We start from the raw sequence: 14,660 nt of genomic DNA, 5'->3' as shown, positions 1-14,660 counted from the left end.
GGGTCGGGTCAGGCATCGAGGGCCTCTTCCGCGTCGAGGTCGCGCGAGAGCAGCGCCACCAGCGAGTCCAGCGCCTCGTCCGCCCCCGGCCCGTCCGCCTCCAGCGTCACCTCGGTCCCGTGCACGGCCCCCAGCGACAGCACGCCGAGCATGCTCTTCGCCGGGACCGACCTCTCCCCGAGCCGCACCGTCACCGGCACCCCCAACCGTGCCGCCGCCTGCACGAACAGCTTGGCGGGCCGGGCGTGCAGGCCGCTGGCAGAGGCCACGATCACCGTTCGCTGTGCCATCTCGAACCTCCTAGGGCTCAATAGTGACCTTGATGGCCGCGCCCCTGCTGACGAGGTCGATCCCGTCGAGCACCCGGGGCAGCGGCAGCCGGTGGGTGATGAGGTCGGACACCACCACGTCCCCCGAGGCTACGAGCCGCAGCGCCTCGGCGTTGTGGGCGGGGCTTGAGCCGTTGGCGCCGACGATGGTCAGCTCTCGGTAGTGCACGAGGTTGGAGTCCAGGGTGACGAGCGGGTCGTCCTTGGGCAGGCCGCCGAAGAAGCTGATGCGCCCCTGCCGGGCCGCCATCCGTACCGCCTGCTCCTGCGCCACCCCCGAGGCCGCCGCCGTGATCACCACGTCGGCGCCGCGCCCGCCGGTCAGCTTGAGCACCTGCTCGACCGGGTCCGCGTCGATCGCCGCGTCCGGGCGTACCAGCTCGGCGGCCATCGCCAGGCGCTGCGGGTTGACGTCCACGAGGAAGACGCGGGCGGCGCCGCGGGCCCGCGCGAGGCGTACGTGCAGGCAGCCGATCGGGCCCGCGCCCATCACCACCACGTCGTCGCCCGCCCCCACGCGCGCCAGCGACTGCCCGTTGAGCACGCAGGCGAGGGGCTCGGCCACCGACGCCTCGGCGAAGCCGACGCCCGGCGGGATGGCGTTGACGCCGTTCACGGCCAGCACCTTGGCCGGGATCACCATGTACTCGGCGAAGCCGCCGTCATAGTGGTAGCCCATCGACTCCTGGTTGGGGCAGACGGTCAGGCGGCCACGCAGGCACTCCGGGCAGGTGCCGCACGGGATCGCGGCGATCACCTGCACCCGCTCGCCCGTGTCCACGACCTCGCCGGCGATCTCGTGGCCCATCACGCGCGGCGGCCTGATGTGGTGGTGCCCGAACTTGAGGATCTTGGCGTCCGTGCCGCACGTCGAGCAGTTCCGTACGCGGATCTTCAGCTCGCCGGGCCCCGCGACGGGCTCGGGCGCGTCCTCGATCCGGATGTCGCCGGGAGCGTGGAATCTGGCGACTTTCACGCTGTGAGCTCCTTCATCACTTGTGAGACTTCGGTGGCCTCGCGCAGCGTCCTGGCGCGGTCGGGGTCGAGCAGGATCTCGGCCAGCGCCGCCAGCAGCGGCACGTGCCCGTCGTCCTTGGCCGCGATGCCGACGCAGAGCGTGACCTGCTCGCCGTCCCAGTCGATGCCGCCGGGGAAGCGCACCACGCAGATGGCGTCGCGCTGGACGTCCTCCTTGGAGGCGTTGGTCCCGTGGGGGATGGCCACGCCCTCGCCGACGTACGTGGAGATCGTCCGCTCCCGTTCGAGCATCGCCTCGATGTACGGCTCCGCGACCGCCCCCACCTCGACCAGCGCCTGCCCGCACCGGCGGATGGCCGCGGCGCGGTCGGGGGCGCTCTCGTGCAGCAGCACGGCCCGCGGGTCGAGCAGGCCGTCACGCATCGACGGTGCCGCCGTTCTTGATGGTGTTCACCAGCCGGGTCACCGCCGGGTCGCCGAGGAAGATCTGGAACGAGACCAGGACCTTCCCGGGGGCGGCGGCCCTGGCGCGGGCGGCCAGCCCGGCGTGGCACAGGACCACGTCGGCGTCGTCGGGGATGGAGTTGACGGGCGTGTGCTCGACGCTGACGCCGGTGTCCTTGAGCTGCTTGCGCAGCGTGGAGGCGAGCATCACGCTGCTGCCCATCCCCGCGTCGCAGGCCACGATGATCTTGTGGATGTCCTTGCTGTCGATGCCGGCCATGGCTCAGGCCTCCCTGTTGGCGGGTTCGGTGGCGGGTTCGGTGACGGCTTCCTGCGAGCCCTCCGGCTCGTCCTTCTTCTCGCCCCTGCCGAAGCCGAGCAGGATCGCGGCGACGGCGAACGACACGCCCGTGGCCACGAGGATCCCCAGGCTGGAGCCGAGCCAGCCGCCCTTCGGCGTGACCGCGATGTAGGCGAAGATGCTGCCCGGCGACGGCGTGGCGACCAGGCCCGCCCCGGTGACCATGAACGTGAACACGCCGGCCGCGCCGCCCGCGATGACCGCGAGGATGAGGCGGGGCTTCATGAGCACGTACGGGAAGTAGATCTCGTGGATGCCGCCGAAGAAGTGGATGATCATGGCGGCGGGCGTGCTCGGGCGCAGCTCGCGCGGGCCGAACAGCAGGTACGCCAGCAGCAGCCCGAGGCCGGGCCCAGGGTTCGACTCCAGCATGAACAGGATCGACTTGCCCGTCTCCGCCGCCTGGGCGACGCCGAGCGGGCCGAGCACGCCGTGGTTGATGGCGTTGTTCAGGAACAGGACCTTGGCCGGCTCGATCAGCACGGAGGCGACGGGGAGCAGGTTGTGGCCGATGAGCCAGCTCACCGCGTTGCCCGCGGCCGTGGTGACCGTCTGGACGATCGGGCCGATGCCGAACATCCCGACCACGGCCATCGCGCCGCCCACGATGCCGGCGGAGAAGTTGTCCACGAGCATCTCGAAGCCGGCCTTGGTCCGCTGCTCTGTGAACTTGTCCACATATTTCAGGATCAAGGCGGTGAGCGGGCCGATGATCATGGCGCCGAGGAACATCGGAGAGTCCGTGCCCACCACGACGCCCATCACCGCCACCGCGCCCACGACGGCGCCGCGCTGCCCGTGGACCATCCGGCCGCCGGTGTAGGCGATGAGGATCGGCAGCAGGGTCGAGATGATCGGGCTGACCATCTTCGCGAGCGTCTCGTTGGGCAGCCAGCCGGTCGGGATGAACAGCGCGGTGATCAGGCCCCAGGCGATGAACGCGCCGATGTTCGGCATGATCATGCCGGCCAGATGGCCGCCGATGCGCTGGATGGTGGCCTTGACACCGGTGCCGGTGACCGGGGGTGTGTAACTGTCGGCCATGGACTTGCTCCTTCGGGGGGATGAGCAGTTGATCAGCCGCTGTGCGGGACCAGGGGAGAGGCGAGGGGACGGGACGGGTCGGGCGGGTGGACGGCGACGACGACGGGGTCGATGTCGGCGGGGCCGGGCATGCGGCTGCCGGGCAGGCGGACCGCCGCGGCCCCCCAGGCCAGCGCCCGCGCCAGGGCGTCGGGGCCGCGCCCGCCGGCGGCCAGGAAACCGGCCAGCATGGCGTCGCCGGCGCCGACCGAGCTGCGCGGCTCGGTGACGGCGGCCTCGCCGTACCAGATGCCCTGCTCCTCGACGAGGACGGCGCCGTCGGCGCCCAGACTGGCCAGCACGGTACGCGCGCCCGCGGCCCGCAGCTTGCCCGCCGCCTCGACCACGTCGCCCAGGCAGCGGATGAGCATGCCGGTGGCGGCGGACAGCTCCTCGAGGTTCGGCTTGACCAGCGCGGGCGCGGCACCGAGCGCGCAGGCCAGCGCCGGGCCGCTGGTGTCGACCGCCACGTGGATGCCCGCGCCGGCGAACCTGCGGCACAGCCGGGCGTAGACGTCGGCCGGGACCTCGGGCGGCAGGCTGCCCGAGGCAACCACCCAGTCGGCCTCGTGGGCGGCGGCGAGCACGGCGTCGGCGATCGTGTCCAGCTCGTCGGCCGACAGTGCCGTGCCCGGCTCGTTGATCTTGGTGATGGTGCCGTCGGGTTCGGCCAGGGTGACGTTCGACCTGGTCGGGCCGGCCACCGGGACGGTGACCATGTCGAGCCCCTCGGCCGCGAGGAGCCGTACGAGCTGCCGGCCCTCGTCGCCGCCGAACGGCACCACCGCCCGGCTCGCCACGGCGTTGGCCAGCAGGGCGCGTGAGACGTTCACGCCCTTGCCGCCCGGGTCGAGGTGGGCGGCGGCGGCGCGGATGACGGCGCCCCGGTCGAGCGCGGCGATCTCGATGGTGCGGTCGAGGCTGGGGTTCAGGGTCAGGGTGAGGATCATGCCCGGATCACCTCCGGGCCCGCCGCCGCCAGGTCGGCGGCGAGGGCGACGTCCAGCCCGGTGTCGGTGATGAGCACGTCGATCTCGTCCAGGCCGGCGAACCTGGCCAGGTACGTGTTCGTGAACTTCGTGTGGTCGGCCAGCAGCACGCTGCGCTGGGCGGCCTTGACCATGGCCCGCTTGATCGCCGCCTCCGCCGGGTCGGGCGTGGTCAGGCCCCTGGCGAGCGAGCAGCCGTTGGCCGCCATGAAGGCCACGTCCACGTTGAGGTCGGCCAGCGGGCGCAGCGCCCAGTCGTCGACCGTGGCGAGCGTCTTGCCGCGCACCCGGCCGCCCAGCATGATCACGTGCAGGTTGGCGCGGGCGGCCAGGGCGGTGGCCAGCGGCGGCGAGTTCACCACGACGGTGAGCTCGCGGTCGGCGGGTAACACCTTGACCAGCCGGCCCGTCGTGGTGCCCGCGTCGATGATCACGGAACCGTCCTCGGGCAGCTCGGCCAGCGCGGCCTTGGCGATGCGCTCCTTCTCGGCCGTCATCATCTCGTCGCGGGCGGCCAGCGCGGGCTCGAACCCGAGGCGCTCGACGGGGATCGCGCCCCCGTGCACCCGGCGCAGCACGCCCGCCCGCTCCAGCGACGTCAGGTCGCGGCGGATCGTCTCGGTGGTCACGTCGAGCTCGGCGGCCAGCGTCACCACGTCGACGCGGCCCGCGGCGCGCGCCCTCCGCAGGATCTCCTGCTGCCGTTCCTCGGCGTACATGATGTTGGTTCACCGCCGTTTCGGGTTGGTTTCATCTTTGTTTATACCCGCTTTGTTGGCCGGGTCAAGGCTTGGTAGGTATAGGCGAATGCGAAGGAAGCCCCTGGCCGCCGCGGTGGCGGCCCTACCCCTTGTCGTCGGGCTCGCCGCGCCCGCCCAGGCAGCTCCGCGGGTGCCCGCGGGTACGACGGCGTCGTGGCTGGTGTTCGACCGGCAGGCGGGCAAGTTCGTGGCCACGCGTAACGCGCACCGGAAGTTCCGCTCGGCCTCGGTCGTCAAGATCCTCATCGCGATCGACTACCTGGAGCGGCGCAAGAGCGTGCCGGCCGCCGACGCCCGGCTGCTGAAGGTCATGCTGCGCTCCAGCGACGACGACGCGGCCTCGGCGTTCTGGGACCGCGCCGGCAAGGGGCAGATCATCGTGCGGATGGCGCGCAAGCTCGGCCTGTCCGACACCGCGCCGCCGCCCGCCTCCAAGCCCGGCTTCTGGGGCTACACCTCGCTGAGCGCGTACGACATCGTGCGCACCTACCGCTACCTGCTCGACAGGGCCGAGGCCAGGGTCCGCGACACGATCCTGGGGCACCTGCGGCAGTCCACGCCGTGCGGCACCGACGGCTTCGACCAGACGTTCGGCATCCCCGACGCGGTGCCCCGGCCGTGGGCGGTCAAGCAGGGCTGGTCGGGGTTCGGCAACACGCCGCCCACGCGGTGCTCCGGCGCCCGGGCGGTCGGGGCGCCCATCTCGTGGATCGCGCAGCGCGCCACCGGCTCGGGCGTGCCCGACTACGGCCGCCCGGTGCTGCACACGACGGGGCTGGCCGGCAAGAACGAGCGGTACGTGATGGCGGTGCTGACGGCGCACCCGGCGGGCGGCGCGTGGGCGTCCTCGGTCTCCCGCATCACCAAGCTGACGGGTGACCTGTACCGCGGCCTCTCCTGATGGCGGGCATGCCGCACGCGACCGGAGGTCAGCGCATCACCTGGGACGACATGCCCGCCGAGGTGCGGACGGCTACCGAGCAGCTGCTCGGTGGCAAGGTGATCAGCGCGACCAGCCAGCCGGGCGGCTTCTCCGAGGGAGTGGCCGCCCGGCTGCGCCTCGCCGACGGCGGTCGCGCGTTCGTCAAGGCGGCGAGCTCGCTCGTGGCGCCCGGAGTGGCGCGGTTCCACCGCCGGGAGATCGAGGTCTCCCGGCGGCTCCCCGACGGGGTGCCGGCGCCGCGGCTGCTCCACGCCCATGACGACGGCACGTGGGTGGCCCTGGTGTTCGAGGACATCGAGGGGCGGCTGCCGGCCCAGCCGTGGGAGGGCGACGAGCTCGACCGGGTGCTCGCGGCCGCGACGAGGCTGGCAAAGATGCTGACCCCGTCGCCGATCGACCCGGCCGTGCTCGCACGGCCACGGCTCGGCGGGTGGCGCGCGCTGGCGGACGAGGGCGGCGCCGGACGGCTCGCCCCGTTGTCTCGGTGGGCGAGCGATCATCTCGACGACCTGATCGCGCTCGAGGAGGCGGCTGCCCCGTCTCTCACGGGTGAGACGCTCCTCCACGGAGACCTCTACCCGTTCAACATCATGCTCGCCCAGGATCGGGTCCACGCCGTCGACTGGCCCCACGCCTGGGTCGGGGCCCCGCATTGCGACGTGCTCACCCTGCTGTCGAGCGCCTCGCTGAGCGGGGTGGACCCGCAGGCGTACGCCCAGGAGCATCCGCTGACCCGCGACCTCCCACCGGAGGCGATCGACGTCTTCCTCGCGGCGCACGCCGGCTTCCTGGTGCGGTTGGCGGCGAATGCCGGGCCGGGCGCCGACCGCCATCTGGTCGGCATGGCCACCGCGCTGGGCCAGGCGTCGCTGCAGTGGCTGCGGCGGCGCCTCCAGGACGTCAGACGAACGTGAACATGCGGGCGCCCGGATCGAGCGCGACGGGCGGCCCCGCGTAACGGTGGACGCCGACGCCGTACCCGTCGTCCCCCTCCACCTCCACCCGCTCGAACCCGCCGCACACCAGCACCAGGTCCGCGGGCACCGCGCCCGCGTACGCGCCGAGCAGCGCCGCGTCCCCGCGCACCACCTCGACACCCGGAGGGGCGGCCCGCCCGGCGGCGGCGACGTTGTGCTCGTCCAGCTCCACGAGCCGGGCCCGCACCCGGTCGCGCCTGGGGTGCGCGGCGAGCACCGGCAGCAGGTCACGGCCCTGGCCGGCGCACAGGCTCACCACCCGCTCGGCCCCGGAGTCGAGCGCGGCGGCGATCCGCTTCCGCACGACCTGAAGCCGCCGTTCCAGGGGCGAGCCCGGCACGTCGTACGCGTCATGCCAGCCCGCCCAGTCCTTGTCAGTCATGATCGCCATGCTGTCGGGTGGGCGGCACGGCGGCAAGCCGGGTTTGCCCCGAAGGCGCAGGGGCAGGTCGGCGTCCATAGGGGGAACCAACCATGCCACTGATCAACGTGAAGGTCATCGAGGGCGTGTTCAGCGACGCTCAGAAGGCCGAGATGGTGGAGAAGCTGACCGACGCGATGGTCGCCGTCGAGGGCGAGAACATGCGCCCGCTGACCCTGGTCATCGTGGAGGAGGTCAAGAGCGGCGACTGGGGCGTCGGCGGGAAGCCGGTGACGACCGCTGAGGTGAAGGCGCTGGCCGCCGGCCTGCGACCCTGATGAGCTATCGGGCCCGGGCCTGCTGTTCCAGGCGCACCTTCTTCGGCACGCACATCCGCCACGCCTCCAGGACCAGCTCCCGCATCTCGGCCGGGTCGAGGGCGTCCATGCGCGCCACCACCCAGTTGAAGCGCAGGTCGGACTCCCGCGGCATGAGGAACTTGTCGGGTTCGGCCGCCACCAGTGCGGCGCGCTCCTCCTTCGGGAAGCCGAAGCCCATCTGCGTCTCGTCGCGCGAGAACGCCACGTAGACGATCTTGCCTACGCGGAACTTGACCCGGTCCCGGATGAGGTGCTCCGACGAGCGGGGGAGCGTGCGGGCGAACTGCCGTACATCGTCGACTGTGACCACGCGGCAAACGTTACTGGTTGCCCTCCGCGGCCGAAATGTCGGCGAGGGCCGAGTGCGGGTCGCGCTCCAGGGCCAGGTCGCCGAGGCTGACGATGCCCACCGCGCGGCCGTCTTCCAGCACCGGCAGGCGGCGGACGGCGTGCGAGCGCATGATCCGCACCGCCTGGTCGATGGTGGTGTCGGGATCGATGGCCTCGACGTACGGGCTGCACGCCTCGCGTACCGGCGTCTGGGGGGACTTCTCTGCCGCGACGACGCGCACGGCGATGTCGCGGTCGGTGATGATGCCCTGGATCCGCCCGTTCTCGTTGACGATCACGGCGCCCGTGTCGTGGTCGCGCATCAGCGCGGCCGCGACGCACACCGGCTGGTCGGCCTCGACCGCCGCCGGGTGGGACGTCATGACCTCTGCCACGGTGTCGGCCATGGGGATCCTCCTGCCTGATCGGTCCGGCCGACCCCCTACCCGGCAGGATGCGGGGCTCACCCGCCTTTGCCGGGTTACTGCGTTCGGCTAGAGCGTCTTGGCCGCCAGGCGGATCTCCTCCAGCAGGACGGCCAGGTCCCGCTCGGTGGTGTCCGGGTGCAGGAAGCAGGCGCGCAGCGCGTCGCGGCCGCCCAGCCGGGTGCCGGTGATGAACGCGTTCCCGCGGGCCTGCACCGCGCCCGGGATCGCCCGGTTGAGCGCGTCCAGCCCGTCGGGGTAGGGCCGGTGGCGGAAGGCGGTGATCGAGGTGGTGACCGGCGCCAGCAGCTCGAAGTCGGCGGCCTCCTCGACCATGGCGGCGAGCGTGCGGGCCAGCCCGGTCGTGTGGTTGACCAGGCGCTCGACGCCGGAGCGGCCCAGGTGCGACAGCGTGGCCCAGGTCTTCAGCGCGCGGAACGGGCGGGTCTGCTCGGGCCCGTACTCGGAGAACCAGCCCAGATCGCCCGCGTCGTCGTCGATCAGGTACGACGGCACCAGGCTGAACGCGGCCCGCGCCGCCCCCGGGTCGCGCAGCAGCGCGCAGCCGCAGCCCACCGGGACGCCGAGCCACTTGTGCGGGTCGAGGGCCAGCGAGTCGGCCCGCTCCAGGCCCGCGTAGTGTGGCGCGGCGCCGTCGGCCAGGACGCCGAGCGCGCCGTACGCCCCGTCCACGTGGAACCAGAGCCCGTGCTCGGCGGCCACGTCGGCGATCTCGTCGAGCGGGTCGACCGCGCCGGAGTTGACGGTGCCCGCGCTGCCCGCCACGCAGAACGGCCGCAGGCCCTCCCGCAGGTCCTCCTCGATCATGGTACGGAGCGCGCCCACGTCCATCCGGTACGCGCCGTCCACCGGGACCACGCGGACCTGCCGCGATCCGAGGCCGAGGAGCTGGGCGGCCTTGTGCAGGCAGCTGTGGCCCTCCTCGGTGACGTACATGACCATGGGCGGCCGCCCGGACAGGCCCTCCTCGCGGGCGTCCCAGCCGTCGGCGAGCGCGGCCCGCTGGCGGGCGGTGGCCAGGCAGATCACGGTGGCCATGGAGGCGCCGCTGGTCAGCAGCCCCCCGCCCGGCGGGTGCGGGAACCCGACCAGCTCGGCCAGCCACCGCACCACCGCGCGCTCCAGGTGCGGGCCGGCGTGGTCGCCGCCGGCGCAGCTCGGGTTGAGGGCGGCGGCCAGCGGCTCGACGAGCACGCCGGCGGGGTTGGGCGGGGAGTTCACCCAGCCGAAGAAGCGGGGGTGGCCGTTGCCCATGGGGTACGGCAGCACATGCGTACGGGCGTCCTCGAGCAGCTCGCCGAGGGGCCGCCCGCGCTCGGGCAGCTCCTGACCGCTCAGCCAGGCCCGCTCGGCCTCGGGCACCGGCCGCCACACGGGCCGCTCGCCGAGGCTCGCCAGGTGCTCGGCGGCGATCGCCGCCGCCGCGGCCACGTCGGTGAGGTGGAGGTCAGCCATCGGAGGGCTCCTTCCAGGGTTCGTGCTGTCCGGCGCCGCCCAGCTCCATCGCCAGGTAGTAGACGCAGTCGGCGGCGCCGTCGTTGGCGAAGGCGTGGCGGCAGTCGCCCGGGTAGTAGGCCGAGTCGCCGGCCGCCAGCTCGTACGGCCTGCCGTTGATCGTCAGCCGCAGGCTGCCGAGCTCGACCGCGAGGTACTCCCGCGACCCCGGCGCGTGCGGCGCGAACTCGCCCGCGTCCACGCCGGGCCCGAGGGTCGTCCGCATGAACTCGAACTCCACGTCCCCCAGCACCGGCGACAACACGCGGCGCTCCCAGCCGGACGGGTCGCGCAGGACCCGCTGCTCGGCGTGGCGCAGCACGCGCATCGCCGAGTGCGCCGGCTCGTCGAGCAACCGGGCGATCGACGTGCCGAGCGCCGTGGCCAGCCGGTCGAGCACCAGCACCGTCGGGGTCTTGGTGCCCCGCTCGACCTCCGAGACCATGCTCCGGCTGATGCCGCTCAGCGCGGCCAGCCGCTCGACGGTCAGCCCGCGCGCCCGCCGCTCCGTGCGGATCCGCAGCCCGAGCTCGCCCATCGACAGGCCGCTCGACAGGACCCCTTCGCCTTCCATTCCTCCACTATAGCGGTGTTTTGTCCGCGATAGTGGAGTGGGCCTCCTGGTAGGCGGCCAGCACCTGCTTGCGGCGTTTGGCCGGAAGGCGGTCGATGTACAGGTAGCCGTCGAGGTGGTCGGTCTCGTGCTGGAGGCAGCGGGCCAGCAGCCCCGTCCCCTCGACCGTGACGGGCTCGCCGGCGGCGTCGAACCCGTGCACGGTGGCGTGGTCGGGGCGGGGGAGCGGCGCGTACTCGCCGGGCACCGACAGGCAGCCCTCGTCGCCCGCGTCGAGGTGGCGCTCGCCCACCCCGGGGAGCTCCAGGGTGGGATTGACGACGACGCCCTTGTGGTGCTCCCCGTCGGCGTCCGGGCAGTCGTAGATGAACACGCGCAGGGCCACGCCGATCTGGTTGGCGGCCAGGCCCACGCCCTCGGCCGCGTACATGCTCGCGAACATGTCCTCCACCAGCGCCGCCAGCGCGTCGTCGAACCGGGTGACCGGCTCGCACGGGTGATGCAGCACCGGATCTCCGACGTGCACGATCGGCCGGACCTCTCCCACGACCAACGCCTCTCTCTGAAATTGCGAACGTTTCGCAACAGAGTGTACGGTCTCCTGGCGTCTCAATATCCAAGACATTTCTTCTTGGATTATGAGACGCGCGCTAGAGTGATCGGCGTCGGAGCGGAAACGAAGGAGTTTGCCGATGAACGCCGTCTACACGCATGGCCACCACGAGTCCGTGCTGCGCTCGCACCGCTGGCGCACCGCCGAGAACTCGGCCGCGTACCTGCTGCCCCACCTCAAGCCGCACATGAAGGTGCTGGACGTGGGCAGCGGCCCCGGCACGATCGCCGCCGACCTGGCGGGCCTGGTCGGCCACCTGACGGCGTCGGAGGTGAGCGAGGAGACGCTCGAGCTGTCCAGGGCCGAGATCGCCGCCAGGGGGCTGGACAACGTCGACTTCGCCGTCGCGGACGTGCACGCCCTCGACTTCCCCGACGACACGTTCTGCGTGGTCCACGCGCACCAGGTGCTGCAGCACGTCGGCGACCCGGTGCGGGCGCTGCGGGAGATGCGCCGGGTGACCAAGCCGACGGGGTACGTGGCGGCGCGCGACAGCGACTACGCGGCGTTCGCCTGGTATCCGCTGCTGCCGGAGCTGGACGAGTGGATGGCGCTGTACCAGAAGCTCGCGCGGGCCAACGGCGGCGAGCCGGACGCGGGGCGGCGGCTGCTGTCGTGGGCCAGGGCGGCGGGCTTCACCGACGTCACCGCCACCTCATCGACGTGGTGCTTCGCCACGCCGGAGGACCGGGCCTGGTGGGGCGGGATGTGGGCGGACCGGATCCTGCGCTCGGCCATGGCCGAGCAGGCCCTGTCGACCGGCGCCGCCACGGAGGCCGACCTGCGGTGGATCTCGCAGGGGTGGCTGAAGTGGGCGGAGGCCGAGGACGGCTGGCTGTCCATCGCCCACGGCGAGATCATCTGCCGCGCCTGACGACGCCCGGCGCGGGCGGGGATCAGAGGCCCAGGGTGCGGGCCCGCTGCCATTGGGGGTCACGGTAGAGGACCATGTCCGAGCCGATCATCTCGTCCGGCGCCGACAGCATGGTGATCTCGCCCGCCGCCTGCATCTCCAGCAGCAGGTCGCGCACCCGCGGGCCGACCGGCAGCCGCCCGGCGGGCAGCCCCATCCCGGCCCGCACCGCGTCGGCGGCCTCCGACAGGTGAAATGGCCCGTCGAAGTTCGCCACGATCCCGCGTACGACGGCGATCGTGATGAGGTGCTCGGCCTCGGCGTAGGCGAGCTGCCAGATGACCTGCTCCTTGCGGCCCCCGGTGGCCGCGCACGCACTGCAGCCGTGCGTCAGCCCGGGCGCCATCTCCTCCTGGCCGGATCCGAGGCAGACCGAGCACATGCCGTTCTCGGCGGCGTGCAGCTCGGCCGTCATCCGCCCGGCGAGCAGGGCGCCGCACTCGCAGGCGAACGCGTCACCCAGAATGCCGGTCTGCGGGGAGATCGCATGCGTCGTCACCGGGCCGACTCTACCGCCGCCCGCCGCCGTCCCGGGCACCCGGCGCACCCGGGCCATCCCCGGGCCATCCCCGGGTGCGCCATCCGCGCCCGTCAGCCACGAGCGCCGGCCACGCACCGCCGCAGGTCAGCCGCGCAGGTCCTAGAGCCCGTGCAGCCGTCGCACCGGCGCTGGTCAGCCGCGCAGGTCCGCGAGCCCGTGCAGCCGTCGCAGGGCCTTGCGGGCCGCGGCGGCGACGCGCTCGTCGGGGTGGTGGTCGATGAGCACCCGCAGCACCTGCCCCGTCCACGGATGGTCCCCGAACGCCAGGATCGCGATCGTCCCCGCCTGCTCCTCCGCGTCCATCCCCATGGCGATCGACTCGATCACCTCGCCCGCCTCGCCGCCGAACTCCAGCAGCGCCGCCGCCATGTCCACGAACACCCAGGCGATCTCCTCCGGGGCGGTCGGGCGGTCCTCGCGCTCCGTCCTGGTGGCGATCACCGCCCCGAGCCCCGGCTCCTCCAGCAGCCCGGCCAGCGCCCGCTTCCCGTCCTCGCCGAAGTCCGACGACAGCAGTTCGACGCCGACCGCCCGGCTGAGCGGGCTCACCGTGGCCAGCGCCGAGGCGATCTCGGCCGCCGCCGCGTCCGTGTCCCGGCCCTTGAGCCACCCGGCCAGTTCCTCGCCGCGTTCCGCCTCCGGGTAGGAGCGCAGGCCGTGCAGCAGCGTCGTGGCGTCGGCGTCGGCGAGCGAGCCGATGACCGGCACCTCCTGCCCGGTCGTCTCCGCGATGACCAGCCGCGCCGCCCACAGGCCGAGCCAGCTCAGCGTGTACGGCTCCGCCTGGCGTACCAGGCCCAGACCGGTCAGCTCCTCGGGCGCCTTGCCCGGATGCGGCTCGCGCGACAGGAACATCCTGATGAGCTCCAGCAGCAGCTCTTCGTCGGCGGCCAGCCGTTCGCGGCAGTGGTCCGCCCAGAAGGCCAGCACCTCCGCGTCGGAGCCTTCCGGCTTCAGCTCCTCGGCCTGGGGAGCGGCACGGACGGCCGCCGCGAGCGTGGCCTCCTCGGGCAGCCGGATCGGGGGCTGCAGGGGCAGGGTGTCGTCGTCGTAGGACCTCACGAGCCCATCCTGTCGCGATATTTCCGCTACAGTGCCCCATGACGCCGAAAAGTCGGAAGAAAGGAGGCGCTGAGATGTTCTGCACTGCTTCGGGCGCTCACTGCGCCCGCTTCTACTTCTCGGAGGAAACGTGCTTTTCCGTCCCGCGGTCGAGGGTGATCTAGACCGCCTGCTCGGCTGCGTCGTCGACGAGTCCATCAGCTGGGCGCATCCCGAACGCCTGCTCTCGTTCCTGGAGAGCGGCAACTACCGATACGACCGCATCTGGCTCGCCGTCGCCGACGACGGCGAGATCCTGGCCCGCGCCGTCTGGTGGAGCTTCGCCGACGGCGACAAGCCCCTCGCGCTCGACTGCCTGTACGTCCATCCCTCGGTGGACGATCGCGTGGGGCTGGCCGCCGAGCTGCTGCGCCGCGCCCACGACGCGTACGGGCAGGCGATCGAGTACCACGTGTTCGTCACCAACGGCTGGCGCGACAACCCGAAGACCGCGGCGGCCATCGCCTGGCGCTGGAAGGCGGCCGGCCACGCCGGGCTGACCGAGGAGCTGGAACGGCTCCGCTACGAATGGACGGCCGGGCCCGTCCCCGAGCCGTCCGACCGGCTCGTCTTCCGCGGCGAGGACGACGACGAGGTGTTCGTGGAGGCGTTCCGCCGGGTGGCCGTCGGGACGCTCGACTTCCACACCCGGCAGGCCCTGGTCACGATGGACGCCCTGGAGCAGGCGCGCGAGGACGTCCGGGACTACCGGTCCATGCGGGGCGACCGGTCGTGGTGGCGGCTGGCGTACGACAAGAGCGGGGACCTCGTCGGGGTCGCACTGCCGTCGGCCAACGACGGCGGGCCCGTGGTCGGCTACCTCGGCGTGATGCCCGAGCACCGGGGCCACGGGTACGTGGACGACCTGCTCGGCGAGATCACCCGCGTCCACGCCGAGCACGGCGTCCAGCAGATCCGGGCGGACACGGACTCCGGCAACGTGCCGATGGCCAGGGCGTTCGAACGCGCCGGGTACCACAACTTCGCCATCAGGCTCGTCCTGTCGCCGAATCCCGTGAACGCGTGATGCGGGCGGGCCGTC

Annotated in this window: 20 protein-coding genes; 5 read left to right on the top strand and 15 right to left on the bottom strand. The window is 72.7% G+C overall.

Annotated elements, in window-relative coordinates:
- Window positions 1-8 precede the first annotated feature (8 nt).
- The 7 genes from ACIBI9_RS31550 to ACIBI9_RS31520 are packed head-to-tail and all read right to left on the bottom strand — an operon-like array spanning window position 9 to window position 4,903.
- Window positions 9-290: an HPr family phosphocarrier protein gene (locus tag ACIBI9_RS31550; protein WP_397227149.1), complete on the bottom strand. Its 282-nt coding sequence runs from the start codon at window positions 288-290 to the stop codon at window positions 9-11.
- A 10-nt stretch (window positions 291-300) separates the two neighbouring features.
- Complete coding sequence (locus tag ACIBI9_RS31545) at window positions 301-1,305, bottom strand: zinc-dependent dehydrogenase (RefSeq protein WP_397227147.1); 1,005 nt, start codon at window positions 1,303-1,305, stop codon at window positions 301-303.
- Window positions 1,302-1,730, bottom strand: coding sequence for a PTS sugar transporter subunit IIA (locus ACIBI9_RS31540; RefSeq protein ID WP_397227145.1), 429 nt, complete (start codon window positions 1,728-1,730; stop codon window positions 1,302-1,304). The genes ACIBI9_RS31545 and ACIBI9_RS31540 overlap by 4 nt, the downstream gene beginning before the upstream one ends.
- A complete protein-coding gene (locus tag ACIBI9_RS31535; protein WP_225963163.1) occupies window positions 1,723-2,031 on the bottom strand; it encodes a PTS lactose transporter subunit IIB in 309 nt (102 codons plus the stop codon). Before ACIBI9_RS31535 ends, ACIBI9_RS31540 begins: the two co-directional genes overlap by 8 nt.
- 3 nt (window positions 2,032-2,034) lie before the next feature.
- Entirely contained in the window at window positions 2,035-3,156 is a 1,122-nt protein-coding gene (mtlA, locus tag ACIBI9_RS31530; RefSeq protein ID WP_397227143.1) for a mannitol-specific PTS transporter subunit IIC, read from the bottom strand.
- Between the two features lie 32 nt (window positions 3,157-3,188).
- Window positions 3,189-4,145, bottom strand: a complete 957-nt coding sequence (gene pfkB, locus ACIBI9_RS31525) for a 1-phosphofructokinase (protein ID WP_397227141.1) — start codon at window positions 4,143-4,145, stop codon at window positions 3,189-3,191.
- Window positions 4,142-4,903: a DeoR/GlpR family DNA-binding transcription regulator gene (locus tag ACIBI9_RS31520; protein ID WP_397227139.1), complete on the bottom strand. Its 762-nt coding sequence runs from the start codon at window positions 4,901-4,903 to the stop codon at window positions 4,142-4,144. The genes pfkB and ACIBI9_RS31520 overlap by 4 nt, the downstream gene beginning before the upstream one ends.
- Before the next feature lie 88 nt (window positions 4,904-4,991).
- On the opposite strand from ACIBI9_RS31520, the gene ACIBI9_RS31515 reads away from it, so the two are divergent.
- Both ACIBI9_RS31515 and ACIBI9_RS31510 read left to right on the top strand, forming a co-directional pair.
- Entirely contained in the window at window positions 4,992-5,846 is an 855-nt protein-coding gene (locus tag ACIBI9_RS31515; protein WP_397227137.1) for a hypothetical protein, read from the top strand.
- 8 nt (window positions 5,847-5,854) lie between these two features.
- A complete protein-coding gene (locus ACIBI9_RS31510) occupies window positions 5,855-6,802 on the top strand; it encodes a phosphotransferase family protein (RefSeq protein WP_397227135.1) in 948 nt (315 codons plus the stop codon).
- On the opposite strand, the gene ACIBI9_RS31505 is transcribed toward ACIBI9_RS31510, so the two are convergent.
- Complete coding sequence (locus ACIBI9_RS31505; protein WP_397227133.1) at window positions 6,789-7,247, bottom strand: hypothetical protein; 459 nt, start codon at window positions 7,245-7,247, stop codon at window positions 6,789-6,791. The genes ACIBI9_RS31510 and ACIBI9_RS31505 overlap by 14 nt on opposite strands.
- 92 nt (window positions 7,248-7,339) lie before the next feature.
- On the opposite strand from ACIBI9_RS31505, the gene ACIBI9_RS31500 reads away from it, so the two are divergent.
- Window positions 7,340-7,564 (top strand): 4-oxalocrotonate tautomerase family protein, encoded by a 225-nt coding sequence (locus tag ACIBI9_RS31500; RefSeq protein WP_397227131.1) that lies wholly within the window; start codon window positions 7,340-7,342, stop codon window positions 7,562-7,564.
- Window positions 7,565-7,568: 4 nt separating this feature from the next.
- Here ACIBI9_RS31500 and ACIBI9_RS31495 read toward each other — a convergent pair whose 3' ends face one another.
- The 5 genes from ACIBI9_RS31495 to def form a co-directional block, all read right to left on the bottom strand.
- Window positions 7,569-7,916: an MmcQ/YjbR family DNA-binding protein gene (locus tag ACIBI9_RS31495; protein WP_397227129.1), complete on the bottom strand. Its 348-nt coding sequence runs from the start codon at window positions 7,914-7,916 to the stop codon at window positions 7,569-7,571.
- A 10-nt stretch (window positions 7,917-7,926) separates the two neighbouring features.
- Window positions 7,927-8,343 carry a CBS domain-containing protein gene (locus tag ACIBI9_RS31490; RefSeq protein WP_394501365.1) on the bottom strand — a complete coding sequence of 139 codons (417 nt, stop codon included), beginning with the start codon at window positions 8,341-8,343 and terminating at the stop codon, window positions 7,927-7,929.
- 87 nt (window positions 8,344-8,430) lie between these two features.
- A complete protein-coding gene (locus ACIBI9_RS31485) occupies window positions 8,431-9,837 on the bottom strand; it encodes a pyridoxal phosphate-dependent decarboxylase family protein (protein ID WP_397227127.1) in 1,407 nt (468 codons plus the stop codon).
- The gene (locus ACIBI9_RS31480; RefSeq protein ID WP_397227125.1) at window positions 9,830-10,450 is read right to left on the bottom strand and encodes a helix-turn-helix domain-containing protein; all 621 of its coding nucleotides are present in this window, start codon (window positions 10,448-10,450) and stop codon (window positions 9,830-9,832) included. Before ACIBI9_RS31480 ends, ACIBI9_RS31485 begins: the two co-directional genes overlap by 8 nt.
- A 7-nt stretch (window positions 10,451-10,457) precedes the next feature.
- Window positions 10,458-10,997 carry a peptide deformylase gene (gene def / locus ACIBI9_RS31475; protein WP_397227123.1) on the bottom strand — a complete coding sequence of 180 codons (540 nt, stop codon included), beginning with the start codon at window positions 10,995-10,997 and terminating at the stop codon, window positions 10,458-10,460.
- A 145-nt stretch (window positions 10,998-11,142) separates the two neighbouring features.
- On the opposite strand from def, the gene ACIBI9_RS31470 reads away from it, so the two are divergent.
- Entirely contained in the window at window positions 11,143-11,937 is a 795-nt protein-coding gene (locus ACIBI9_RS31470) for a class I SAM-dependent methyltransferase (RefSeq protein WP_397227121.1), read from the top strand.
- A gap of 22 nt (window positions 11,938-11,959) precedes the next feature.
- Here ACIBI9_RS31470 and ACIBI9_RS31465 read toward each other — a convergent pair whose 3' ends face one another.
- Together ACIBI9_RS31465 and ACIBI9_RS31460 are read right to left on the bottom strand one after the other, a co-directional pair.
- Window positions 11,960-12,475: a hypothetical protein gene (locus ACIBI9_RS31465; protein WP_397227119.1), complete on the bottom strand. Its 516-nt coding sequence runs from the start codon at window positions 12,473-12,475 to the stop codon at window positions 11,960-11,962.
- 174 nt (window positions 12,476-12,649) lie between these two features.
- On the bottom strand, window positions 12,650-13,579 hold the full coding sequence (locus ACIBI9_RS31460; RefSeq protein ID WP_397227117.1) for a hypothetical protein: 930 nt from the start codon (window positions 13,577-13,579) through the stop codon (window positions 12,650-12,652).
- 130 nt (window positions 13,580-13,709) lie between these two features.
- On the opposite strand from ACIBI9_RS31460, the gene ACIBI9_RS31455 reads away from it, so the two are divergent.
- Window positions 13,710-14,645 (top strand): GNAT family N-acetyltransferase, encoded by a 936-nt coding sequence (locus tag ACIBI9_RS31455; protein ID WP_397227115.1) that lies wholly within the window; start codon window positions 13,710-13,712, stop codon window positions 14,643-14,645.
- The last annotated feature ends 15 nt before the right edge of the window (window positions 14,646-14,660 follow it).

This window comes from Nonomuraea sp. NPDC050451, from assembly GCF_044458585.1.
This window is presented reverse-complemented; position numbering and strand designations above follow the sequence as displayed.

What these genes read in the sequence shown, in the direction of transcription:
- ACIBI9_RS31550 (WP_397227149.1), bottom strand. Translation starts at nt 290, where the DNA reads ATGGCACAGCGAACGGTGATCGTGGCCTCTGCCAGCGGCCTGCACGCC.
- ACIBI9_RS31540 (WP_397227145.1), bottom strand. Translation starts at nt 1,730, where the DNA reads ATGCGTGACGGCCTGCTCGACCCGCGGGCCGTGCTGCTGCACGAGAGC.
- ACIBI9_RS31535 (WP_225963163.1), bottom strand. Translation starts at nt 2,031, where the DNA reads ATGGCCGGCATCGACAGCAAGGACATCCACAAGATCATCGTGGCCTGC.
- mtlA (WP_397227143.1), bottom strand. Translation starts at nt 3,156, where the DNA reads ATGGCCGACAGTTACACACCCCCGGTCACCGGCACCGGTGTCAAGGCC.
- pfkB (WP_397227141.1), bottom strand. Translation starts at nt 4,145, where the DNA reads ATGATCCTCACCCTGACCCTGAACCCCAGCCTCGACCGCACCATCGAG.
- ACIBI9_RS31520 (WP_397227139.1), bottom strand. Translation starts at nt 4,903, where the DNA reads ATGTACGCCGAGGAACGGCAGCAGGAGATCCTGCGGAGGGCGCGCGCC.
- ACIBI9_RS31515 (WP_397227137.1), top strand. Translation starts at nt 4,992, where the DNA reads ATGCGAAGGAAGCCCCTGGCCGCCGCGGTGGCGGCCCTACCCCTTGTC.
- ACIBI9_RS31510 (WP_397227135.1), top strand. Translation starts at nt 5,855, where the DNA reads ATGCCGCACGCGACCGGAGGTCAGCGCATCACCTGGGACGACATGCCC.
- ACIBI9_RS31505 (WP_397227133.1), bottom strand. Translation starts at nt 7,247, where the DNA reads ATGACTGACAAGGACTGGGCGGGCTGGCATGACGCGTACGACGTGCCG.
- ACIBI9_RS31500 (WP_397227131.1), top strand. Translation starts at nt 7,340, where the DNA reads ATGCCACTGATCAACGTGAAGGTCATCGAGGGCGTGTTCAGCGACGCT.
- ACIBI9_RS31490 (WP_394501365.1), bottom strand. Translation starts at nt 8,343, where the DNA reads ATGGCCGACACCGTGGCAGAGGTCATGACGTCCCACCCGGCGGCGGTC.
- ACIBI9_RS31485 (WP_397227127.1), bottom strand. Translation starts at nt 9,837, where the DNA reads ATGGCTGACCTCCACCTCACCGACGTGGCCGCGGCGGCGGCGATCGCC.
- ACIBI9_RS31480 (WP_397227125.1), bottom strand. Translation starts at nt 10,450, where the DNA reads ATGGAAGGCGAAGGGGTCCTGTCGAGCGGCCTGTCGATGGGCGAGCTC.
- ACIBI9_RS31470 (WP_397227121.1), top strand. Translation starts at nt 11,143, where the DNA reads ATGAACGCCGTCTACACGCATGGCCACCACGAGTCCGTGCTGCGCTCG.